This window comes from Sphingomonas sp. Leaf67 (genome assembly GCF_001421965.1).
In the GTDB taxonomy this organism is placed as follows: Bacteria; Pseudomonadota; Alphaproteobacteria; order Sphingomonadales; family Sphingomonadaceae; genus Sphingomonas.
Window position 1 is genome coordinate 363862 of record NZ_LMLP01000001.1, and the last position, 17567, is coordinate 381428.

Below are 17567 nucleotides of genomic sequence, written 5' to 3' on the forward strand. Positions count from 1 at the left end.
TCGGCTGTCATTCAGTTCGGAAGGCTGGGCTTCCGCGCTCGCTTCACCATTTTGATGGTCATCGGGACACCTGCGGAACGCATGGTCTCGAACACGGCAAGCTGTTCCATCGGCGTCTGCCGGCCCCGCTTTTCGCGACCGAGCATCGTCTTGGCATAGTGCGGGAAAGCCCGCAGGTTGTCCTCACGGGCGAACCGCTCGGTCGACCAAGCGCCATACAAAACCCGCTCTCGATCGCGGCGGAGCGCATCAGCCGCGCCCCGCATGGCTGCCCCGTACGTCGCCTGACATTGGTCCCAGAACGACGACGGCGGAAACCCCGCCGCCGCCCACGCCCGTTCTAGGGCCTCCCAGTCCGTCCGCGCGTACGGGGCGCCGGCTTTTTTGGGGCAGCGCCGCCCTCCTCGACGACGCGATCGGCAGCGGCGGCAATAGCGGTGCCGATAATCTCGCCGAACCGTTTGAAGCTCAGATCGTCGATGATGTCGTTCACCTCCGCCATGCCGATCCCCGGATGATGCTTCGCGAGGCCATGAAGGGCGAACGACCGCAGCGTACCGATGCGCAGATCGCGCGCCGCTGCCGCCATCTTCGCCTTATCCTCAACATCGCTCAGACCGACAGACGGCATTGCGTCCTGAAGGATCGCAAAGAACCCCTTGTCGTGCTCTTCCTCCAACGCGCACTGGGCCGCCGTTCCGATGAACAGCGTCCAGCGCGCGCCGATGGCGTCGAACGGGACTTCACCACGCATTACGCGCCCGCCCCTTCCTCAGCGGGGACCGATGCGGCGGATGCCGTGTCGTCGGTCAGCGCGGGGAGCTTGCCACCCGCCTTCTCCTCGGTTGCGCCGGTAAAGCGGACGTTGACCGACTGTGTCATGCGGTCCCCGATCGGGACCGCGCGACCCCGGCTCTTGACGATCAGGAAGCCGTCGATGACCCACGACGTGTCCGCCGAAGCCGGCACGATTGCGCGATACGGGCGAACCTTCCCGTCATTGTGCGCGGCGCGGATCAGCTTGTCGGTATCGGAGCCAGGAATGTAGTTGAGCGTGATCGTGCCTTCACCCGGCTCGATCATACCCGCCTTATATTCCTTGCGCTTCTTGGGCGACTTGAAGTGGGTGACCTCGACATCGTCAGCGGTTTCCTCCGCGAACGGAATTTCCGTCACCTCGTCCAGTTCTTCCAAGACCATGGCTGCGTCACCCAGCCAGAATTCGGTGCCGTAGCCGGTTAAGGCTTCACTGTTGCCGTTGTCGTCCGCCATTATTTTGCTCCTGCCTTAGCCGTTGTGCCAAAAATTGATGTCGACGCTTTCGCGAAAGATTTCCGGACGAACACGTAGGTCCGCCCCCTGCTGGTCAGCCGCTCCGCTGCGCACGTTCGAAATCTCCGCCCGCTGAAACCGAACTGCTCCGACAGTTGCCGGAGTGACGAGCGCGACGATCAGCGCCTCGCGCACCATCCGCGCTTCGGTCGCCGACCGCGACATTATGTCGATCTGGACCAGCGTCGGCCGGGGTGACTGGAAACCTTTGAAATGGGCCGGTCGCGGGTCGGCGATCACCTGCAGCGAGATGGCTGGCACACCGGACAACCGCCGGCCCCACGCGATCTGATTGCCGACCAATTCCGCTACGAGGGCGACGCTGCGCGCCCGCGCCTCAACCGCGTCCTCAAAGGTCATTCGGCAGCCTTGCGTACTGCGGCCGCCAGAGCTGCTATGGTGACCCGGCCAGCTTCGTCCCGGCGACCCTGAATAGCCGGTCGCATGAACGGCTGTGCGACGTGCCGGGCGGTACCGAATTCGACAAATTTGGCGTAATAGACATCACCGTCGTCGGTCGATCCAACCGGACCAACGTAGACGGAAACGCCGCCCTCCACGCCGGGACGACCATACAATTTCCCGTCACGGTCATCTGTCACTGCGATACTGTCGCGCAACGCACCGGTATCGACAGGTGCCAGACGCTTCGCCTCATCGGCGATGACCTGTGCACCCTCGCGCAACGCTTGGCGCACAACCGACGCCGGCAGCCCCTTGGCCAACCGCTCCAGCTTGCGGTTCAGGTCGCGGAAGCCGGTGACTTTGACAGTCATGCTCGCGGTTCCGCGAGCATGATCCACGACAAACCCTCGACATCGATTTGCGGCTCTATCAGCACTTCGAAGCGTTCATCGCCAACGGCAATAAGGTCACCAATTACCGGCTGCGCAACCTCACTCCGCCGCACCTCGAACGTTTCCGTTCGAACGTCGATCTGGAACCCCGCGAACCGTTCGATCCGATCCGGACGGCTTCGAATTATCCTGACAGGAACCGGCGGCAGCGTACCGCCGCCGGCCCAATAGTCCGCCGCCACGGACCCCGGTGCACGGTACTGCGCGTCGATCGCCATGGCGAACGGGTCCATACTACGCCACCTGACCGGTCAGCAGCACGCGACCGACAACGTCACCGGCCGCTTGCGACTGCCGCGCCACGCCGATGAACGTGTTGCCGCTGGCAGCGGTGGTGACGTTGCGGGCGGTATTGTCCCAGTACAGCTTGGTCGTATCTGCGACCCATGCCTGTCCGGTCGCCTTGGCGAGGTCCCAGACCCCAACGCGCCGTGCTTCGACGGGGGCGCTCTGCGCGGCATTGGCGAGCGCAACGGCGAAGATAACGCCGCTCAATAGACCGGCACCGCTGGCGACAGGGTATGGGGCAAGAACCGTGATCGTCTCGCCGGGCTGAATGAAGTTACGTGCCATGGGCGCTTACTCCTGCGACGCCGCGCGACGGCGCGGCTTGGGGGCATCTTCCACTGCCGGCGCGCCGGTCTGCGGCGCGATCTCGGACTGGTGGGGGTTTTCCGGCGGGGCCGCTTCGGACGCGGCATCGCCGCTTTCGATCTTGTCGACCGGCACCGTCTTGTTCGCCTTCGCGGTGAAGTCCTCGGTAACGTCGACGGCAGCGTTGTCCGCGATCAGGCGAGCGGCGGCGTCATCCTCGACGTGCAACACCCCTTCATGCGGATGACGAAGCTGCCCGGCGACATGCGCCGCCGTCAGCAGAGAAACGAATTTCATGGCGTGTTCTCCTGAAACGACACGGGCGGCACTAAGGCCGCCCGGTCGGGATACGATGATGATCGGTGGTATCAGCCGGCAGCGGCGCCCGGCTGCTTGTATGCCGACCGCCAGTTGACCGCGCCGACGCCGTAATCGTGGCGCACCTTCCACTCGACACCGTCCGTGCGCCATCCGTCCTTGCTGTCGGTGAACGGTTCGGTTTCGCCGTTGAGGAACACGACCTCGATCGCGGGAGCGACATCGGGGTCGGCGAAGCCATAGTAGGCGTTGCCGGTCAGACGTGGCGAATCCACGATGTCCTCGAACAGACCGGCGACGATGTTTGGGCGTTGCAGCTTGTTGACCGCATCGGGATCGTACTGGCTGCCGTTCAGCACCTTGGCCGCGCCGGACAGCGCCAAAGCCAGCAGCAGGACCGCCGGACGAATGTCGAGGAACTCGTTGCCGCTGACATCCTTCTGCGACGCCATGGCGACGCGCATCGCATCGAACGCGGCGACGGATGGCGCAGCGCCAGAAGACGCCAGATTGCCGTGCCGGGCATCGAACAGCGGAATCCCGTCGTTCATGAGGGGGTTGCTGTTGAGCAACGCAAACACGTCGATTTCGATCGTCAGCTTGGCCGCCCGGCCCAAATCAACGGCCAGTCCCGAGAACACCTCCATATCGTCATTGACGATCGCCTGCCGCGACAGGTTGATGATGTTGCCCTTGGTCGAGGCGGTGATGGCTTCCTTCGCCAGATCGGGGATTGCCTTGTTCTTGAATTCACCCGCCTCGTTGACGTTGTCGAGCGCACCGAACGAACCACGTAGATACCGGCTATGTGGCCGGAAGTCGGTGACCGTGCCAGTGCCGCAGAACCGCGACCACGTATCCGGCGTGGTGGCGTAAGCCGCCTGAAGGATGCGATGTACGGCATTCTCGAACAGGACCGGGAAATCGCTTCCGGTCTGGGTGATGACGGCACCTTGCGAAGTCATCGCCTGTTTGACGATTTCGCTTGGATCGCGGGTGGTGATGTTCACCCCAAGGTTGCCGAGCGACTCACGCGCCAGATCGACATTGCGAACGCCGCGGAACTCGCCCGGATCGATCTTGACCTTTTCCCCCTTCAGAGCGGCCGCGCGCTCGACCAGCTTGTCAACGCCGGACTTCACCAGCAGCCAGTTGGTCGCACCTTCCCGAAACTTCTCCCGCTGGTCGACCGTCACGCGCGCAGGGGCACTGTGGCCGATGTTCTGCGCGTCGTCGGATTCGGCGAGCTTGTCGAGAATCTTCGTACGCGCTTCCGCCAGCGGCGTGCCGGCGTCGACCAGCCCGTCGATGAATTCGCTCGACAGCCGATGCTTGGTGCCGAGTGCCCGGATCGTACCGACTCGGGTACGCTCGGCGGTCACCGCATTCTGCACGTCGGCCGTGGTCAGGGCGATGGTCGACGTTTCGGTCGTGTTGGAACTGGACAGCGCCAAAGCGCCAGACTTCGGCAGAACGTCGTACGCGTCGAGTGCGATAGCCGAAGCCGAAATACGGTCGATTTCCGCTTGCGTGCCGCCTTCCTGCTGGAACTTGGAAATGGCGGCTACCAGCGCCGCCCGGGTCTTGTAGAGGTCCATCGTGTTCTCCTGTGGACGTAGTGAATCGGCGGGAGCCGTCCGGGGGGTCCGCAACACCGCCTTCGCGGAAATCAGCGGGGTGTTCTCGGGCACCTTGCGGAACCCGAATGCAGTGACATTGGCGGCGGCGGCGATCGTCACCGCGCTGCTGATCGAGGTGACGAAGTTCTGCGCCAGCGCATCCGTGGCGGTCAGCCACGTCTCTTCGTCGAGCATGGGGATGAGTTGCTCGGCATCCAGCCCGGTCTGCACCGCGTAGATGCCGACCAACTGGTCGCGGATGCGGTCCAGCTTGTCCGCTGCCCGGCGCAGTTCGTTGGCGTCGCCGCAGGCGCAATCCCACGGGTTGTGAATCATCACCAGCGCGTTGTCGGCCATGATGATGTCATCGCCGGCCATCGCCAGCACCGAAGCCATTGATGCCGCCAAACCATCGATATGGGTCGTGACGGCGCGGCCTTTCTTCTTTTCGCGAATGATCGCGTTGAAGATCGCCAGCCCCTCCATGACATAACCGCCCGGCGAATTGATGCGGATGTCGAGCGCGTCGTCGCCATCCGAGATCAACGGGACGAGCGTATTCGCATCGAGACCGTCCCAACTATCGCCGACGATCCCGTAGATCAGAATTTCTGCCATGTTACGCCTTTCGTGGTGCCGTCGGGTCGCTTTCAGCGGGGTTGCCGACCGCCGTGACGCGGCGGGGATCGCAGTCGAAAATCAGGCCCATCTCATCGAGCTTCTCAGCGTCGGCCTTCCATTCAGCCAGGAAGGTATCCGGGTCTTCGCCGCGACGGCGCGCGGCGGCTGAAATGGTGTCCTGCCCCGAGCGAATAGCGTCGCGGGTCGCCTTCACTTCTTCGGCCGGGTTGATCATCTCGCGGCCGGGGGGCGTCCAACGCACCTCGACGCCCTCGACGTTCTCGCCGACCATCGCGAGCGCTTCGATCATCCAACGCCCCACCGAACCACAGAACTGCGGGATGAACATCAGCCATTGCCAGTTCGCCAGTGACCGCTGGTATTCGAGCCAACCCATGCGACCACTGGAAAAGTTGACGTTCGACAGGTCGCCCGTCAGCGCTTCGTATGGCGTGCCAAGTCCTGCAGCGATGGCGCGCAAGGAAACCCGCGAATATTCGAGATAACCGTCGACTTTCGGCGGGTCGGAAAACTCGATTTTCTGCCCGTTAGGGAGATGGCTGATCGTACCCGGTTCGACGAAATCGAGCGCCGGGAAATCGCCTTGGGGTTCATCGCTACCGATCAGGGGCGAAGTCGCACCGTCCTCCCCGCCATACACGAAGCCGGCAAACGCGGCCGAAATCTTCTGCCGGGTTAATTCCGCATCTTCGTAATCAGCGAAATCTTTCATCCGCAGGATAACAGGCGCGAACCATGTCGCGCCATGCTCCATCTCCGGCCGGTCGGCCCGAAAGACGTGCGCGACGTTCTCCGCCGCTACGAACGTCGAAGCCGACGTCGACGCCGCCCGTCGCCGTGCGCCGGGATGGCGACCATAGACCCAGTAACCCTCGCGCCGCCCGATCGGGCTGAACTGAATGCCGTGGATGGTGTAGCCAGCATCAACACCGGGCGCGGCGGGCAACGGCCCATCCTTGCTCATGTCGAGGTAGTCTGTCTCAAGCACCTGAAGCTGAAACGGCAACGGCAACCGGTCAGCCGCCCGCCGCCAACGTCGGCGCAGCAGAACGCCCCCGCCTTCAACGATCGTCCGCGCCGCTTGCAACTGCATTCCGTAGAGGTCGTGTCGGCCCGTCGCATCGCACTGGTTGGTGTCGAAGTGGCGACGCGCGACCGAATTCAGCCGATCGTCGACCACGCCGTTGCGATAGACCTGAAACGTGATCCCCGTCCCGATCATGTTGTTCGCGATGGTCGCTACACCGCGCGCGGCGAAGGGGTTGTTCCGCACGAGGTCGCGAGCGATGCCGCGCAGTGCCATCGCGACGACGGGTGACAGTTCCGAATTGGCGTCCAACTGGGTTCGCCGCCAGCCCGCCGAACGTCGTCCATGGGTCGCGCCGTCATATTCGGCGCGTGCGCCACGGCCGCGAGCGATACGCTTCGGCACCGAAACCGGTGCGGCCTGCGGCGGGCGGCCGAAAAAGCGCGCAAGAAAACCGGGGGTCGCCATCCGCCTTACAACCCGTTCTTGTAATAGGGCACGCGGCGGCGAACGACACCGGTCTGCGCATCGGTCTGCATCCGCAGCGACGCCGCAATCACGGACTCGGCTTTCAGCATATGGTCAGCCGACTGATATTCAGTGCGGCGGCCATCGGCGAACGTAACCGAACGGATACCCGTGGAGATCGCAGCGCGGATCGCCGTCAGGTCAGCCTCCGTCCATGCCATCTACTATCTCCTCTTTGGTCCAAACGGGTTGCTTTTACCCGGCACGCGTGGCGCGGCGGGTCGATGTTCCGGGCGGCTCTCAACCTGCCGAGCAGCGTCGGCGGCATTGGCAATCGCCCGCGCAACCGATGGCGTCAGCAAGTCCCCCTGCCGATCGTCTTTCGGTGCGTATCTCTCGGCTTTCAGACGCGCCCAATCGGCGTCGTTTAGCGTGTCGAGCATCAACTTTTCTTGCGCGGCAACATTGTACACACGGCAATCGAGCCAGTGGTTCTGCCGACCAGCGAGCGGCTTCCAAGTCCGCCGGGGATTGCCGTTCACGGTTTCGGTGACGATGGTTTCTGACGTGACCTGCTCGAAATAATCATCAGGCAAGTCGACGTTGAAATGCGTGCGCCCGCGCGCCGCTACGATCGCACCGTCGCCCTCCTCTTCAGCAGCCTTGAGCGTCGTCCGCAGGAACCCATACCACGCCAGCTTGATGCCGAACGTGCCGACGATGTACGCCTTATCTTCGGCCCGTTTGCTGGCGCGCCCGGCGTTTCTGCCTTGTTGCTCGTACCGCAGATTTTCGCCACGTCCCAAGATTGGCAGGTTCCAGCCAGCGCGGCCGAAGACTGCTAAACGGTTGGGGTGCGCGCGGCAGAATGCTTCCGCCGCTTCCGTATTGTAACCTGCGTCACAGCAAATTTGATCGATCGGATAGGATCGACCGCCGGGGTAGGTCATGGGACGCCGGGCATAGCGGTCCAGTACGACCCATGCCCCCTCACCGCGAACGTCGGTCGGACCGGGTATGAACCGCGCGTCCAGCGTCCAGCTTTCCGCGTTGGGTCCCCACCCGACCAGTTCGACGTATACGCCGTCACCCTGCACGTCGATGCCGAGGGTCACGACCAGTACGCCGGCCGGCATCATCGCCGCTTGCCGCACGCCCCATCCCTGCTCACGCAAGTCACGGAGCTTTTCGTAATCGGGGGTGCCGCCCTTCAACTCGAACTCGAACCCATGGACCAGATTGGTCCACGCCTTCATCTTGTTGAGGTCGCCGAGCGATGCGACGAATTCGACCGCCATATCGGCCCACGTCTGGAACGATGAAATGATGCCGGTCAGGTGGAAGCCTCGCTTCACACTGGCCGGCATCCGCCCACGGGCAGCTTGAAAATCCTCCTCACTCAATACGCGGGCGATGTTCTCCCCCGCGATTTCATCGGACAGCCAGCCATCGGGCAGCTTCATGCCACCCTTCTGCCAATGTTCGACATGATCGAAGCCGCAGCACGGCGGGATCAGATGCGCCTGATCCGGCGCACCGTCCGGCCAGTGAATGTCACCCCATTCGGGAACGAACCTGCTGCCGCACTCCGGGCATTTCAGATAGAAGCGGCGACGATCGGACGCAGCATAGGCCCGGCCAATCTTGCTTGTGCCTTTGATCAGCGGCGTGCTGATCTTGAGCCGCTTTGATAAACCCTGTCGCTTCCAGACCTTCAATCGCTGGTCGACCATCGTCTCTGGGGAGCCTTGCCCCTCGACGTCGTCGGGATACTGGTCGAGATCGTCTTCGACAGCATAACGAACGGTGCGCTGGCGAAGTGACGCCGCCGATGTGGCACCGGCCAGCAGGACGAACCCGTTTGACCGCGAGAACCGAATTTTGCCTTTTGTCGACCCGTCCCCGTCCGCCGTACCCTGCGCCCGGATCGTACCTCCGCGCGCCGGATTGAGTTTCGGCGTAGCCTCGACCATCGGCCAGAATTTTTCCGCCGCCCATGCCAGCGCGGCAGTAAGCGTGCCCTGCACGAACAGCATCGGCCCCGGCGCGAGATCGGACACGAAGCCTATCCAGTTTTCAGCCGAAGCCGAACCGCCCGACTGGGCGCACTTGATGATGGACGCTTCCTCGCACGGGTCCTCCGGCGTGAGAGCATCCATAATTTCAACCAGTTCGGGGGCCGTTTCATGCCGCCAAGGCCCAGGAATCGGATCGTCGTCGGCGAAACGCCGGTTGGAACTGGCCCACTCCGAAACCTTCATGCGCCGGGGCGGCCGGAGACCGGCGGCCATTGCCCGGTCGAGCGCCTTCACGTTCCCCTGCAACGCATCGCCAGCAGTGCTGCCGAAGCGTTGATAGTCGAACACGCTCACTCCTGCGCCAATTGTTCCGCAACCTCGGCTTCAAGGGCCGCCTCTTCATCAGTGGCATCATCGGCAACCAGCGCACCGCGCTCGACGTCATCCGCCAACTGAGCAAACACACGGTCGATTTCCGTGATGCCAAGGGCCATGACTGCGCGGACGTCACGCTCGGCGGCCAACCGTTCGGAGATTGCCCGCCACATGGCGTGCATTCGTTCACGGGCGACCCGGCCCATTTCGGCTGCGCGCCGCTCCAACTCTACGCGAGGTGCCAGATCACCGGCATCGCGGGCATTCTTCATGCGCCGCTCGACCAACTGTTCCTCGGCAAGTTCGGTACGCACCAGTGCGGCACTCCGCACCGATAGACGAGGATCACCCCCTTCCTCTACTGGCTCGACAACTGCCGCAGCCAATGGCAGTCCGCCGGTTGGTCGACCACGCATAGGATCAACGCGAGCATTGATCCGCGCGTCGGTCCGTTCGACGTCGACTTTGATAGCACCGGTCTCCGGGCACTCGCCCATCACCAGCAGACCCTTTTTCGCCCAGTTCGAAACGGCCGACTTGCCGACGCCACGATGCGAGGCGAACTCGCCTTTCGTTAGCAGCTTCATGATCGGTCCCGTTCAAACGCGTGAACCAGTTCAGTTCACGAAGTTCATAATGCAAAAACGGCCCTGAACACCGAACCCGCGCGCTAAGCCACACCGCCCGAAGCGGAAAGACCGGGAAGGACCCAAGGCCCCCCCCTAAAACGCGCAACGCCCCGCCGGACCGAAGTCAGACGGGGCGTTGCAAGGCTCGGGGAGAGGGGGATTGCCGTGCCGTACCCGAAGGCCCGTCCCAGCATGACGGGAAATAGCCGAAAACAACGGCCAATGTGGACACCCTATATTTTCGGTTCCGACATTATACCGGCTTGACCGCCGTCCACCCGCAGAAGTCCTTGGTTTGCACACACACAGGCCCGACCGACTGCACGGGCATATCGCTTGCGCAGCCCTTCCGCCCCACGCGTGACCCCCATCGGCTTGCGCAGCCGCAGCCACGGCACCTGCTTGTCGCCGCGCGCGAGGCACCCGATCGCCAGCGCCACCAACCGCCGGTCGTCATCGGCAACCGCCGCCAGCCACCCGAACGCCTGCTCCATCTCCACCACCTCGCCCCGCGTCGCCGCCACCGTGCGCAGCTTCACATCCGAACTGGATAGGTCACCACCGCGTGCGTCATAGTCGCCCGCTGACGCTTCGCGCATGATCTCCGGCCATGCCGACCGCACCCGCTGCCACCCCGCTTCACGGTCGGGCAGACGCCACGACACCCGCACCGCCTCGACCAGACGGGCCTCAACCTCGGCAAACGACAGCAAGCTTCCGACAGCGGAAGGATCGGTTTCGACCCTTCCGGGTCCGTCAAACAGTCTAGTCATTGAAATGACACCATTTTCTAAAGACAATGGAAGGATTGGAAGGATTGGAAGGGTTTATGAGTATATTCGCTTGCGCATATGCGCGCGCATCCGCACCCGCATCAGAATATCGCACGCACCCTTCCAACCCTTCCGAACCCGCACAAATCCGCGCTTTTCCCGTTCCGGGAACCTTCCGCCACCCTTCCGAACCGGAAGCATCAGGGGGCAAGATAGTCATCGTCATCATCCGGCGGGTGCAATCGCCGGGCATCCGTATCATGCTCGATTACTCGACCCTGATCGTCAACGAAGTCCGATACGGCTCTAACCAGCTTCAGGTCCAGCCATTGGATGCCGTCGGACGCCTTCTTCTTGTGGCCCTTGTCGGTCATCGCTTTGGAAAAGCCCTTTTGCTTCCACTCGGTCTCGCCGGCCGCCTTCGACCATGCGACGAATACTTCGTACAGCACCGACGACTGGATGCGGCTCCCGACCACGGCTTCGGTGCATAGCTTCAGGAACCGGGACAGCGGGTCGCTATCCTCGCGATACTGTTGCGTCGCGGCCGACACCGCCTGCGGTTCGATCAGGCCGTTCGCCAGCCAGTCGAGCATCCCGCGCACGATGTGGTTCAGCACGCCCGGCGCTTCCGCCCGCAGCTTAGCCGGCAACTGCTCGTCGCGGTCGTTGTCCTCGACATGGGCGTCCCACATCACCAGCTTAAGCCGCCGCCAGATCCCTTCGTCGGTGCCGGGGACGTCGGGTCGGTAATTGCCGCCGATGAACAGCTTGAACAGCGGCACCAGATCGAAGAACCCACGATGCAGCGCACGCACCGCCATCGGCTCGCCGCCCGTTGCTGCCTTGATCAGCGCTTCGTTCAGCTTCGCCCCGCGCTCCGGCTCCGACGCGCGCAACATCCGCACGCCGCCCAGTCGCGCCAGATCGGGCGATGCCTGCTCGCCGCGTTTCTTGATGCCCTGATCGAGGAACGTCTCAATCCCGATCGTCCCCGAATAATCGCCCAGCGCGTACGCCCACAGGTCAATCGTCGTCGACTTCCCGTTCGCGCCCAGCCCGTACCAGAACCACAGCTTTTGCTCGCTGGTATCGCCGCTCGCGCCATAGCCGGCGCACTGGTGCAGGTAGCGCCGCATTTCGGCCTCCGGCTGCGCCCACACAAAGAACCCGTCATAGACCGGGCTGGTCGCGTCCGGGTCATAGTCGACCGGTGCCAACTTGGTGTTCAGATCGTCGCGACGATGCGGGCACAGTTCGACGCTCGACGATCGCGACCCATCCGGCAACCGCTCACGCGCGAACCGCAGCGTCCCGTTCAGGACGTTGATGGCATAGGGGTCGACGTCGAACGCCTCGATCGGCACCGTCAGCCACCGCCGCGACAGATTGGCGATGGCCTGCGGCTTGCCGGCAACCTCGCTCTGCCGACCGAACACCCGCATCATCGTGGAATGCAATTCCCACGTCTTCCCCTTGACCCGCCAGTGGTCGAGGCCGTGAGGATTGTCGGTTTCCAGCGCGAGCGTCTGTTGCTTTTCGCTGCCAGTCAATTGGTACTGGACGCCCGTGTCGTGCACCAGTTGCCCTTCGGTCTGGATCGCGCGGACCGTCTCGAACACCGCCGCGACCACCTCGGCCGGCGCGATATCCTTTTCCTGATCCAGCACCTTCCAGCGCCGCCCGTCCCAGCCCAGCCAGCCTTTGGCGGTCGTGAACCGGTAATCGGCACCGTATCGGGCGAAGAACCGTTCCGCGATGCCGAAATCGGTCATCGGGAACCCGGCGCACTTGAGCGACAGCAGGATCGGCCCCGGATCGAACCCACGCGCAATGCCATCGCCCAACGCCTGATCGATATCGTCGGGCTGAACATCCGCGATCGTCTCGCATCCTTCCCATAGCGTCTCGGCCGCTTCGGATTCGTCGATCAGCCCGGCACCGACGCGCCGCCCGACCGAGAAGGCAAGCCGCGTGGCAGCATCCTTGGTGCGGTCAATATGTTGGAGACGCCGCAGCATCCACGCGGCAGAGATTGTGCGCAGCCGCGCCCGGTCGACCTCCCCCAGCGATTGCTGGTCATCGACACTTCCAACCCGGAAGGGTTCGTTTTTTACCCGCCCGGCGGCGGAAGGGGCCGGCGCGGCGGCAGGCGCGGACCGCGCCCTGTTCCCGCGTTCCCGGCGGGAACGCGATGATGCCGCGACCTCTTCGAGGTCGCGAGGTTGCTGAAGTCCGGCTATCCATCCGCTTTCGATCGTCGCTGCCAGTTGCCGATCGTCGTCGTTGCCCGGATTGTCCCGCGCTGCCGCCTCGACACAGGTCCGCGCAAAGCCGCTATCGATCGCGCCGGCCGCGACCAGAGTCGCCACCTTGAACGCGCTGGTATTCAACTGGGCGTTGCGGTTGCCGCTACCGGCAGTGCGGATGTCGCGACATTCCGCCTCAACCGCCACCATCGCATATTTGCGAACATCGTCCGACACGTCGATCGCTGCCACAGCGACGCCCGGCCGGGCGCGGGCGGCAGGCTTCGCCTTACCGCTACCAACCTTTGCCGCACGCTCGCGCAACACCCGTTCCAGCGCCGCCGGCAGTGGCGCTACGGCGGCCGGATCGGCCCAATCACCCGTGATCCAGCGATAGGCACCTGGCCCCTTTTTGCCGCCTTGCTTCAGATCCCCGACGCGTTCGGAGGGCGGCGCGATCACGTAGCCGCCATGCCCACGAACATCGACGTGCTGCGGCAAATTGCCCCGGTTGCCGATCGGCTCACCGGCCGGCATCCGGTACCAATGATGCTCGCCACCGCTAGGCGTTGACGACACCAGCGTCGCCGGCAACGGTTGACCCATCTGCACGGTCAGAGCGGCCTTGAGCCGATCAACGCTCCATTCGTCGCGCGTGACCTCCCCGGTTTCTTCGTCGACCAGCTCGTCGACGCGCGGATCGAAATCGATATGCAGCAGCCCGCTGGCACCGGCGTTCAGCCCGATCTGGGCGACCGGCCACCTGCGCCACCACGCCTCGATCTGGACTTCGTCACAGGTCGCCTTGTGCAGTCCACCCGTGTTCGGAATGACCTTGTCGTTTTCGTCCCGATCGCCGCTGACCAGCGGTCGCCCGTTCTGGACGTTGCAGGGGAATACCGCCCAGCCCCGGCGCGCAAAAGCAATCGCTGCCTGCCCCATGGGCGACAACGCCGACACCGTATTCACGACGATGATTCCCCCGAAGACTTACCGGCGGGCGCTTTCACAACGCGGCCCACCAAAGCGCGACGGGCGACTGCCCGACGCTGATCGATCATGGCCCGGCTGCGCCAGTTTCAGTGGACGCGGCCGCGATGATCTCCCGTTCGATTCCAGCGATCAGGTGGCACCGCAGTTCGCGCTTCGCGCTTCCAAGCCTCTGCCACAGTCGGCCCGGCACAGCGGGACGGCATCGTCGACAAACGACTTCCCAGCCATGCTTTGGCAGACCGCAGGCAGGACAAACCGTCGCCGCCCGGTCGCGCAGGATGCCAGCTTCAGTCACAAGTGATCTCGATACCAAGACCACGCTCAATGACCGCCAACAGCGTGACGCCGGGCAATTTACCGTCCGCGCGCGCTCGCAACAGCACCGCCTGCCAGACTTGCGGCCAGCGAACGGCGACGTGCCGCACGAGGTCGCTGGGCGTTTCGAGCAGGGCCGAGGCCACCAGTTCAGCCGGCGTCGCCTTGACCATGATATTGACCGCCTTCGCCGTCGTTTTGACCGGCACCGGCGCTATCACCCGCTCCGGGGCAGACGGCATTGTGTCCGGCAACCGGTCGGGATTCGCAGCGATGAAACTGCGGACGGCAAGAACCGTCTCGGGCTTCGCGATCCGCGACCGCAGCAGATGAGAAAGCGTCTGCGCAGGCACACCGCTGGCCCGCGACAAGGCGGCTTTGGTGATGCCCAGTCGCAGGCAATAGCGATCGACTTCACCGCTAAGGGTAGCGCCGTTCACCCGGCCGGGCATAGCGTCTCTCCGGTGCTAACGATGGTGATCGTCCGCCGCGCGACGCCGCCGATATTCGGTGCGGAAACCCGCAACAGCCCGAAGTCGCGCAGCTTGCAGATTGTGTCGCTGACCCGCTGCGGCGTCATGCCGATCAGCGTTGCCGATATCTGGGCGTTCGTCGGACACGACAGGCCGCGCGCCGCGCAGCGTTCCAGCAGGTCCAGCACGTCGACCGCCGCCTGCGGCAGTTTGTCGAGGACGACCGGGTCCGCCGCGAACGGCTTGTTCGTCCGGGTCGCGATGTATTCGAACAATTCCGGATCGACCTTGCTGCGTACCTGATTGATCTGCACCGCGCCGGTTCGAGCCAGTAGCCGCGCTCGTTCCCCCAGCGCGGCACCAATGCGAGGAACGCGCGCATAGACGCACCGCCGGTTCGTAGCGGCCGTTATCGCCCAACTGGACAGGGCATTCGGCGAACAGGCGAACGCGCCACCCAGTTCAGCCAGCGGTTCAAGTACATCGATCGGCCGATGCGACGCGACAGTCTGGTGCATCATGCCGCCCGCCGCATCGTCCGCGCAGGCACCGGATCACCCCAGTGGCCACGTGCCGGCGAAGACCAGTCGCGCACCAGCACCGCATGACCGGTCGCTAGGGCAATCGCGAACCGTTCGTCTGCGCCGGGGATCAGTTCACCCGCGACCATCCGGTCGAGCTTGCCGAAGTCCACACCGACGGAGGCTAATGCTCCCCGCGCCGAAATAGACGACCGCGACAGAAACCACGCCGAAAGACGCCGCGCGCCTTCGTTCGGCACCTGCGCCGGCAGGTACAGCTTCGACATCACTTCCTCCCCGCGCGAACCGCGCTCTGTCGTGTTTGCATGGCGCTGATCGCACTGGCGCAGGCGTCCAGCGCGTCCGGTGGGATCGCCATTAATTCAGCGTCATCGAGCGAACCGGGCGATTGCCGGTCCGAAAGGGCCATGCTCAAAAGGTGCGACACCTTCAGCAAATTGCAGAGCGCGTCACCGTCCGCCGCACCCACGCACTCGGCCGGCACCGAACGCCGCCCGGCCCGCGCTAGAAAACCGTCGAGTGCCAAGGGATTAAGACCAAGGGCATTCGCGAGAAAGTCGATGCGTAGCGTCGACGTTTCGTCCCGCGCGTTCCGCACGGTCTTTTCGTCGCAGCCCAGCGCCTTGCCTACACGGGTCGGCCCGAGGCTCTGGCAAAGCGGCACGAGCATTGCCCGCGTTAATTCGCGGGCGTCGTCTTCCGTTATCGGGATAAAAGCCGGAGAGACCATTCCGCCGCTCATTGGCTAGGCCCTTTCGTATGCCCGACCCCGTCGTCATGCCCGCCGCAAGAGTCCTCACTCCGCAGATCGACACCGATCCAGACCGGACCGGGCGTGAGCGGGAACGCGGCGATGCGCTCGGCAATCCAGCTTGCCTCGACACCGTCTGGTGTCGTCAAAACCAGAATGCCGCCATTGCCATCCTTGCCCGTTTCGTTCCGCTCCACGGACGGGTTGGCCCGCGACGCGCGGACAGGGTGGCCGTTCAGGACGCTGGCGGCGTCGACCTTCAGGGAGGCTCCGTGGAGATTGGGGACACGATGGAAGTCTCGCCATCTACGGCGCGCTTTCATCGCAGCGAAGGGGAGCGCAACCGACGCTGCGCAAAGCAACAGCGCGGTGTTCATGCTGGCACTGTTTCTGCGACCTGCCCGGTCTCGAAATCGACCATCTTTCCTACGGCTTCCGCAGCAAGCCTCAGATGATCCGCGCGAGACGGGGGCATACCGATACGCCGCCAGCTATGGACGGTCGAAATCGGCAGCTTCAACAGCTTGGCGACGGCTGTTGTGCCGTCCAATCCCGCGAGTACGCGGCAAGTGATGTCAGGGGGAACCGTGTCCATAGCGCCGGTAATGCGATAATCGCAATTTCGTCGCAAGCAGAATTTTGCGATAATGGCATTTGCGATATTCGCAAGCGTCCGCTTCATAAACGCATGGCAAACATCCACTTACCTGATGACCTGCGTGACCTTCTGAAGCGCAATGGTAAGCGTCAAATCGACCTAGCTAACCTTCTCAATATCGACCCGACAGCAGTGTCGAAGATACTGACCGGTAAGCGGTTATTAAAAGCTCATGAAGCATCGGCAATCCTCGACTGGCTTGGCCCGGAGGTCACAGTTGACGCGCCAATAAACACCGCCATCCCGATCATAGGACAGGTCAGTGGCGGGAATTGGCGTGAAGCTATCCAGCACCCCATTGGCCATCTTCCGACACCGGACCCAACGATCCCGAAGGGTACGTTTGCCTTGCGGGTCGTAGGCGATTCGATGGATCAATACGTTGAGGACGGCGGAACTGTGGTCGTTGACCCCAATGACCGGGCGCTATTCCCCGGTCGGTTTTACGTAGTCCTAAACGACAGTGGAGAAACGACGTTCAAGCAGTTCGCAAACGAACCTGCCCGTTTAGTGCCCTGTTCGAGCAACCCCGTTCATGTCGACATAACGATCGGGGACGGTACGGCATTCTCGATCGTCGGCCGCGTCATATGGCGCGCCTCGCGGATGTAGCGTCTACTACTGCATCGAAATCGCGCCTGACCTGAACGTCGCCGGGAACAGTTATGAATAGCTGCCCACGTTCGTCGCGTGAAGCCAGCCCTTCCCCTTCAAGATCGCGGCACGCCTCGCTGTATCGTTCGCGCCACGGCCCAACCGGCCGATCAAAACACCTAGCTCGGTACCAAAACACAACGAACATCGCTGCCTGCCAATCCCCAATCTATGATGCAAAATAGGAACAAATGACGAACACAATCAACCCTCGAAACGTGAATTGCTATAATCGCACTTTTTACCGTTGACCTTTTAATTGCGATTATCGCATTGTGGC

General features: G+C 63.3%; 22 protein-coding genes. 1 reads left to right on the plus strand and 21 read right to left on the minus strand.

Annotated features, from left to right (window positions below; genetic code table 11):
- Window positions 1–11: 11 nt before the first annotated feature.
- The 21 genes from ASE90_RS01725 to ASE90_RS20100 form a co-directional block, all read right to left on the minus strand.
- Window positions 12–266 carry a hypothetical protein gene (locus ASE90_RS01725; RefSeq protein ID WP_156361373.1) on the minus strand — a complete coding sequence of 85 codons (255 nt, stop codon included), beginning with the start codon at window positions 264–266 and terminating at the stop codon, window positions 12–14.
- Window positions 267–340: 74 nt separating this feature from the next.
- A complete protein-coding gene (locus ASE90_RS01730) occupies window positions 341–754 on the minus strand; it encodes a hypothetical protein (RefSeq protein ID WP_055995099.1) in 414 nt (137 codons plus the stop codon).
- Entirely contained in the window at window positions 754–1272 is a 519-nt protein-coding gene (locus ASE90_RS01735; RefSeq protein ID WP_055995102.1) for a phage tail tube protein, read from the minus strand. Before ASE90_RS01735 ends, ASE90_RS01730 begins: the two co-directional genes overlap by 1 nt.
- Before the next feature lie 15 nt (window positions 1273–1287).
- Window positions 1288–1692, minus strand: a complete 405-nt coding sequence (locus ASE90_RS01740) for a hypothetical protein (RefSeq protein ID WP_055995105.1) — start codon at window positions 1690–1692, stop codon at window positions 1288–1290.
- Complete coding sequence (locus ASE90_RS01745) at window positions 1689–2108, minus strand: HK97-gp10 family putative phage morphogenesis protein (RefSeq protein ID WP_055995108.1); 420 nt, start codon at window positions 2106–2108, stop codon at window positions 1689–1691. The genes ASE90_RS01740 and ASE90_RS01745 overlap by 4 nt, the downstream gene beginning before the upstream one ends.
- Window positions 2105–2407 (minus strand): hypothetical protein, encoded by a 303-nt coding sequence (locus ASE90_RS01750; protein ID WP_156361374.1) that lies wholly within the window; start codon window positions 2405–2407, stop codon window positions 2105–2107. The genes ASE90_RS01745 and ASE90_RS01750 overlap by 4 nt, the downstream gene beginning before the upstream one ends.
- Before the next feature lie 16 nt (window positions 2408–2423).
- A complete protein-coding gene (locus ASE90_RS01755; RefSeq protein WP_055995114.1) occupies window positions 2424–2762 on the minus strand; it encodes a DUF2190 family protein in 339 nt (112 codons plus the stop codon).
- Between the two features lie 6 nt (window positions 2763–2768).
- The gene (locus tag ASE90_RS01760; protein WP_055995117.1) at window positions 2769–3080 is read right to left on the minus strand and encodes a hypothetical protein; all 312 of its coding nucleotides are present in this window, start codon (window positions 3078–3080) and stop codon (window positions 2769–2771) included.
- Window positions 3081–3151: 71 nt separating this feature from the next.
- Entirely contained in the window at window positions 3152–5338 is a 2187-nt protein-coding gene (locus ASE90_RS01765) for a ClpP-like prohead protease/major capsid protein fusion protein (protein WP_055995120.1), read from the minus strand.
- A 1-nt stretch (window position 5339) separates the two neighbouring features.
- On the minus strand, window positions 5340–6857 hold the full coding sequence (locus ASE90_RS01770; RefSeq protein ID WP_082449301.1) for a phage portal protein: 1518 nt from the start codon (window positions 6855–6857) through the stop codon (window positions 5340–5342).
- A gap of 5 nt (window positions 6858–6862) precedes the next feature.
- Entirely contained in the window at window positions 6863–7078 is a 216-nt protein-coding gene (locus ASE90_RS01775) for a phage head-tail joining protein (protein ID WP_055995123.1), read from the minus strand.
- A 3-nt stretch (window positions 7079–7081) separates the two neighbouring features.
- Window positions 7082–9223, minus strand: a complete 2142-nt coding sequence (locus ASE90_RS01780; RefSeq protein ID WP_235531618.1) for a phage terminase large subunit family protein — start codon at window positions 9221–9223, stop codon at window positions 7082–7084.
- A 2-nt stretch (window positions 9224–9225) separates the two neighbouring features.
- Entirely contained in the window at window positions 9226–9837 is a 612-nt protein-coding gene (locus ASE90_RS01785; RefSeq protein ID WP_055995127.1) for a hypothetical protein, read from the minus strand.
- A gap of 275 nt (window positions 9838–10112) precedes the next feature.
- Window positions 10113–10592, minus strand: coding sequence for a DUF6362 family protein (locus ASE90_RS01790; RefSeq protein WP_156361375.1), 480 nt, complete (start codon window positions 10590–10592; stop codon window positions 10113–10115).
- A gap of 260 nt (window positions 10593–10852) precedes the next feature.
- A complete protein-coding gene (locus ASE90_RS01795; protein WP_156361376.1) occupies window positions 10853–13870 on the minus strand; it encodes a phage/plasmid primase, P4 family in 3018 nt (1005 codons plus the stop codon).
- Between the two features lie 311 nt (window positions 13871–14181).
- Complete coding sequence (locus tag ASE90_RS01800) at window positions 14182–14661, minus strand: hypothetical protein (RefSeq protein WP_055995132.1); 480 nt, start codon at window positions 14659–14661, stop codon at window positions 14182–14184.
- Window positions 14646–15203, minus strand: coding sequence for a hypothetical protein (locus ASE90_RS01805; RefSeq protein WP_055995134.1), 558 nt, complete (start codon window positions 15201–15203; stop codon window positions 14646–14648). The genes ASE90_RS01800 and ASE90_RS01805 overlap by 16 nt, the downstream gene beginning before the upstream one ends.
- The gene (locus ASE90_RS01810; protein ID WP_055995137.1) at window positions 15200–15490 is read right to left on the minus strand and encodes a hypothetical protein; all 291 of its coding nucleotides are present in this window, start codon (window positions 15488–15490) and stop codon (window positions 15200–15202) included. Before ASE90_RS01810 ends, ASE90_RS01805 begins: the two co-directional genes overlap by 4 nt.
- The gene (locus ASE90_RS01815; RefSeq protein WP_055995140.1) at window positions 15490–15966 is read right to left on the minus strand and encodes a hypothetical protein; all 477 of its coding nucleotides are present in this window, start codon (window positions 15964–15966) and stop codon (window positions 15490–15492) included. The genes ASE90_RS01810 and ASE90_RS01815 overlap by 1 nt, the downstream gene beginning before the upstream one ends.
- Entirely contained in the window at window positions 15963–16352 is a 390-nt protein-coding gene (locus ASE90_RS01820) for a hypothetical protein (RefSeq protein WP_055995143.1), read from the minus strand. The genes ASE90_RS01815 and ASE90_RS01820 overlap by 4 nt, the downstream gene beginning before the upstream one ends.
- Window positions 16349–16657 (minus strand): hypothetical protein, encoded by a 309-nt coding sequence (locus ASE90_RS20100; RefSeq protein ID WP_162235038.1) that lies wholly within the window; start codon window positions 16655–16657, stop codon window positions 16349–16351. The genes ASE90_RS01820 and ASE90_RS20100 overlap by 4 nt, the downstream gene beginning before the upstream one ends.
- A 6-nt stretch (window positions 16658–16663) precedes the next feature.
- Between ASE90_RS20100 and ASE90_RS01830 the strand changes: the two genes are divergently transcribed.
- The gene (locus ASE90_RS01830) at window positions 16664–17245 is read left to right on the plus strand and encodes a LexA family protein (RefSeq protein WP_055995147.1); all 582 of its coding nucleotides are present in this window, start codon (window positions 16664–16666) and stop codon (window positions 17243–17245) included.
- Window positions 17246–17567 lie beyond the last annotated feature (322 nt).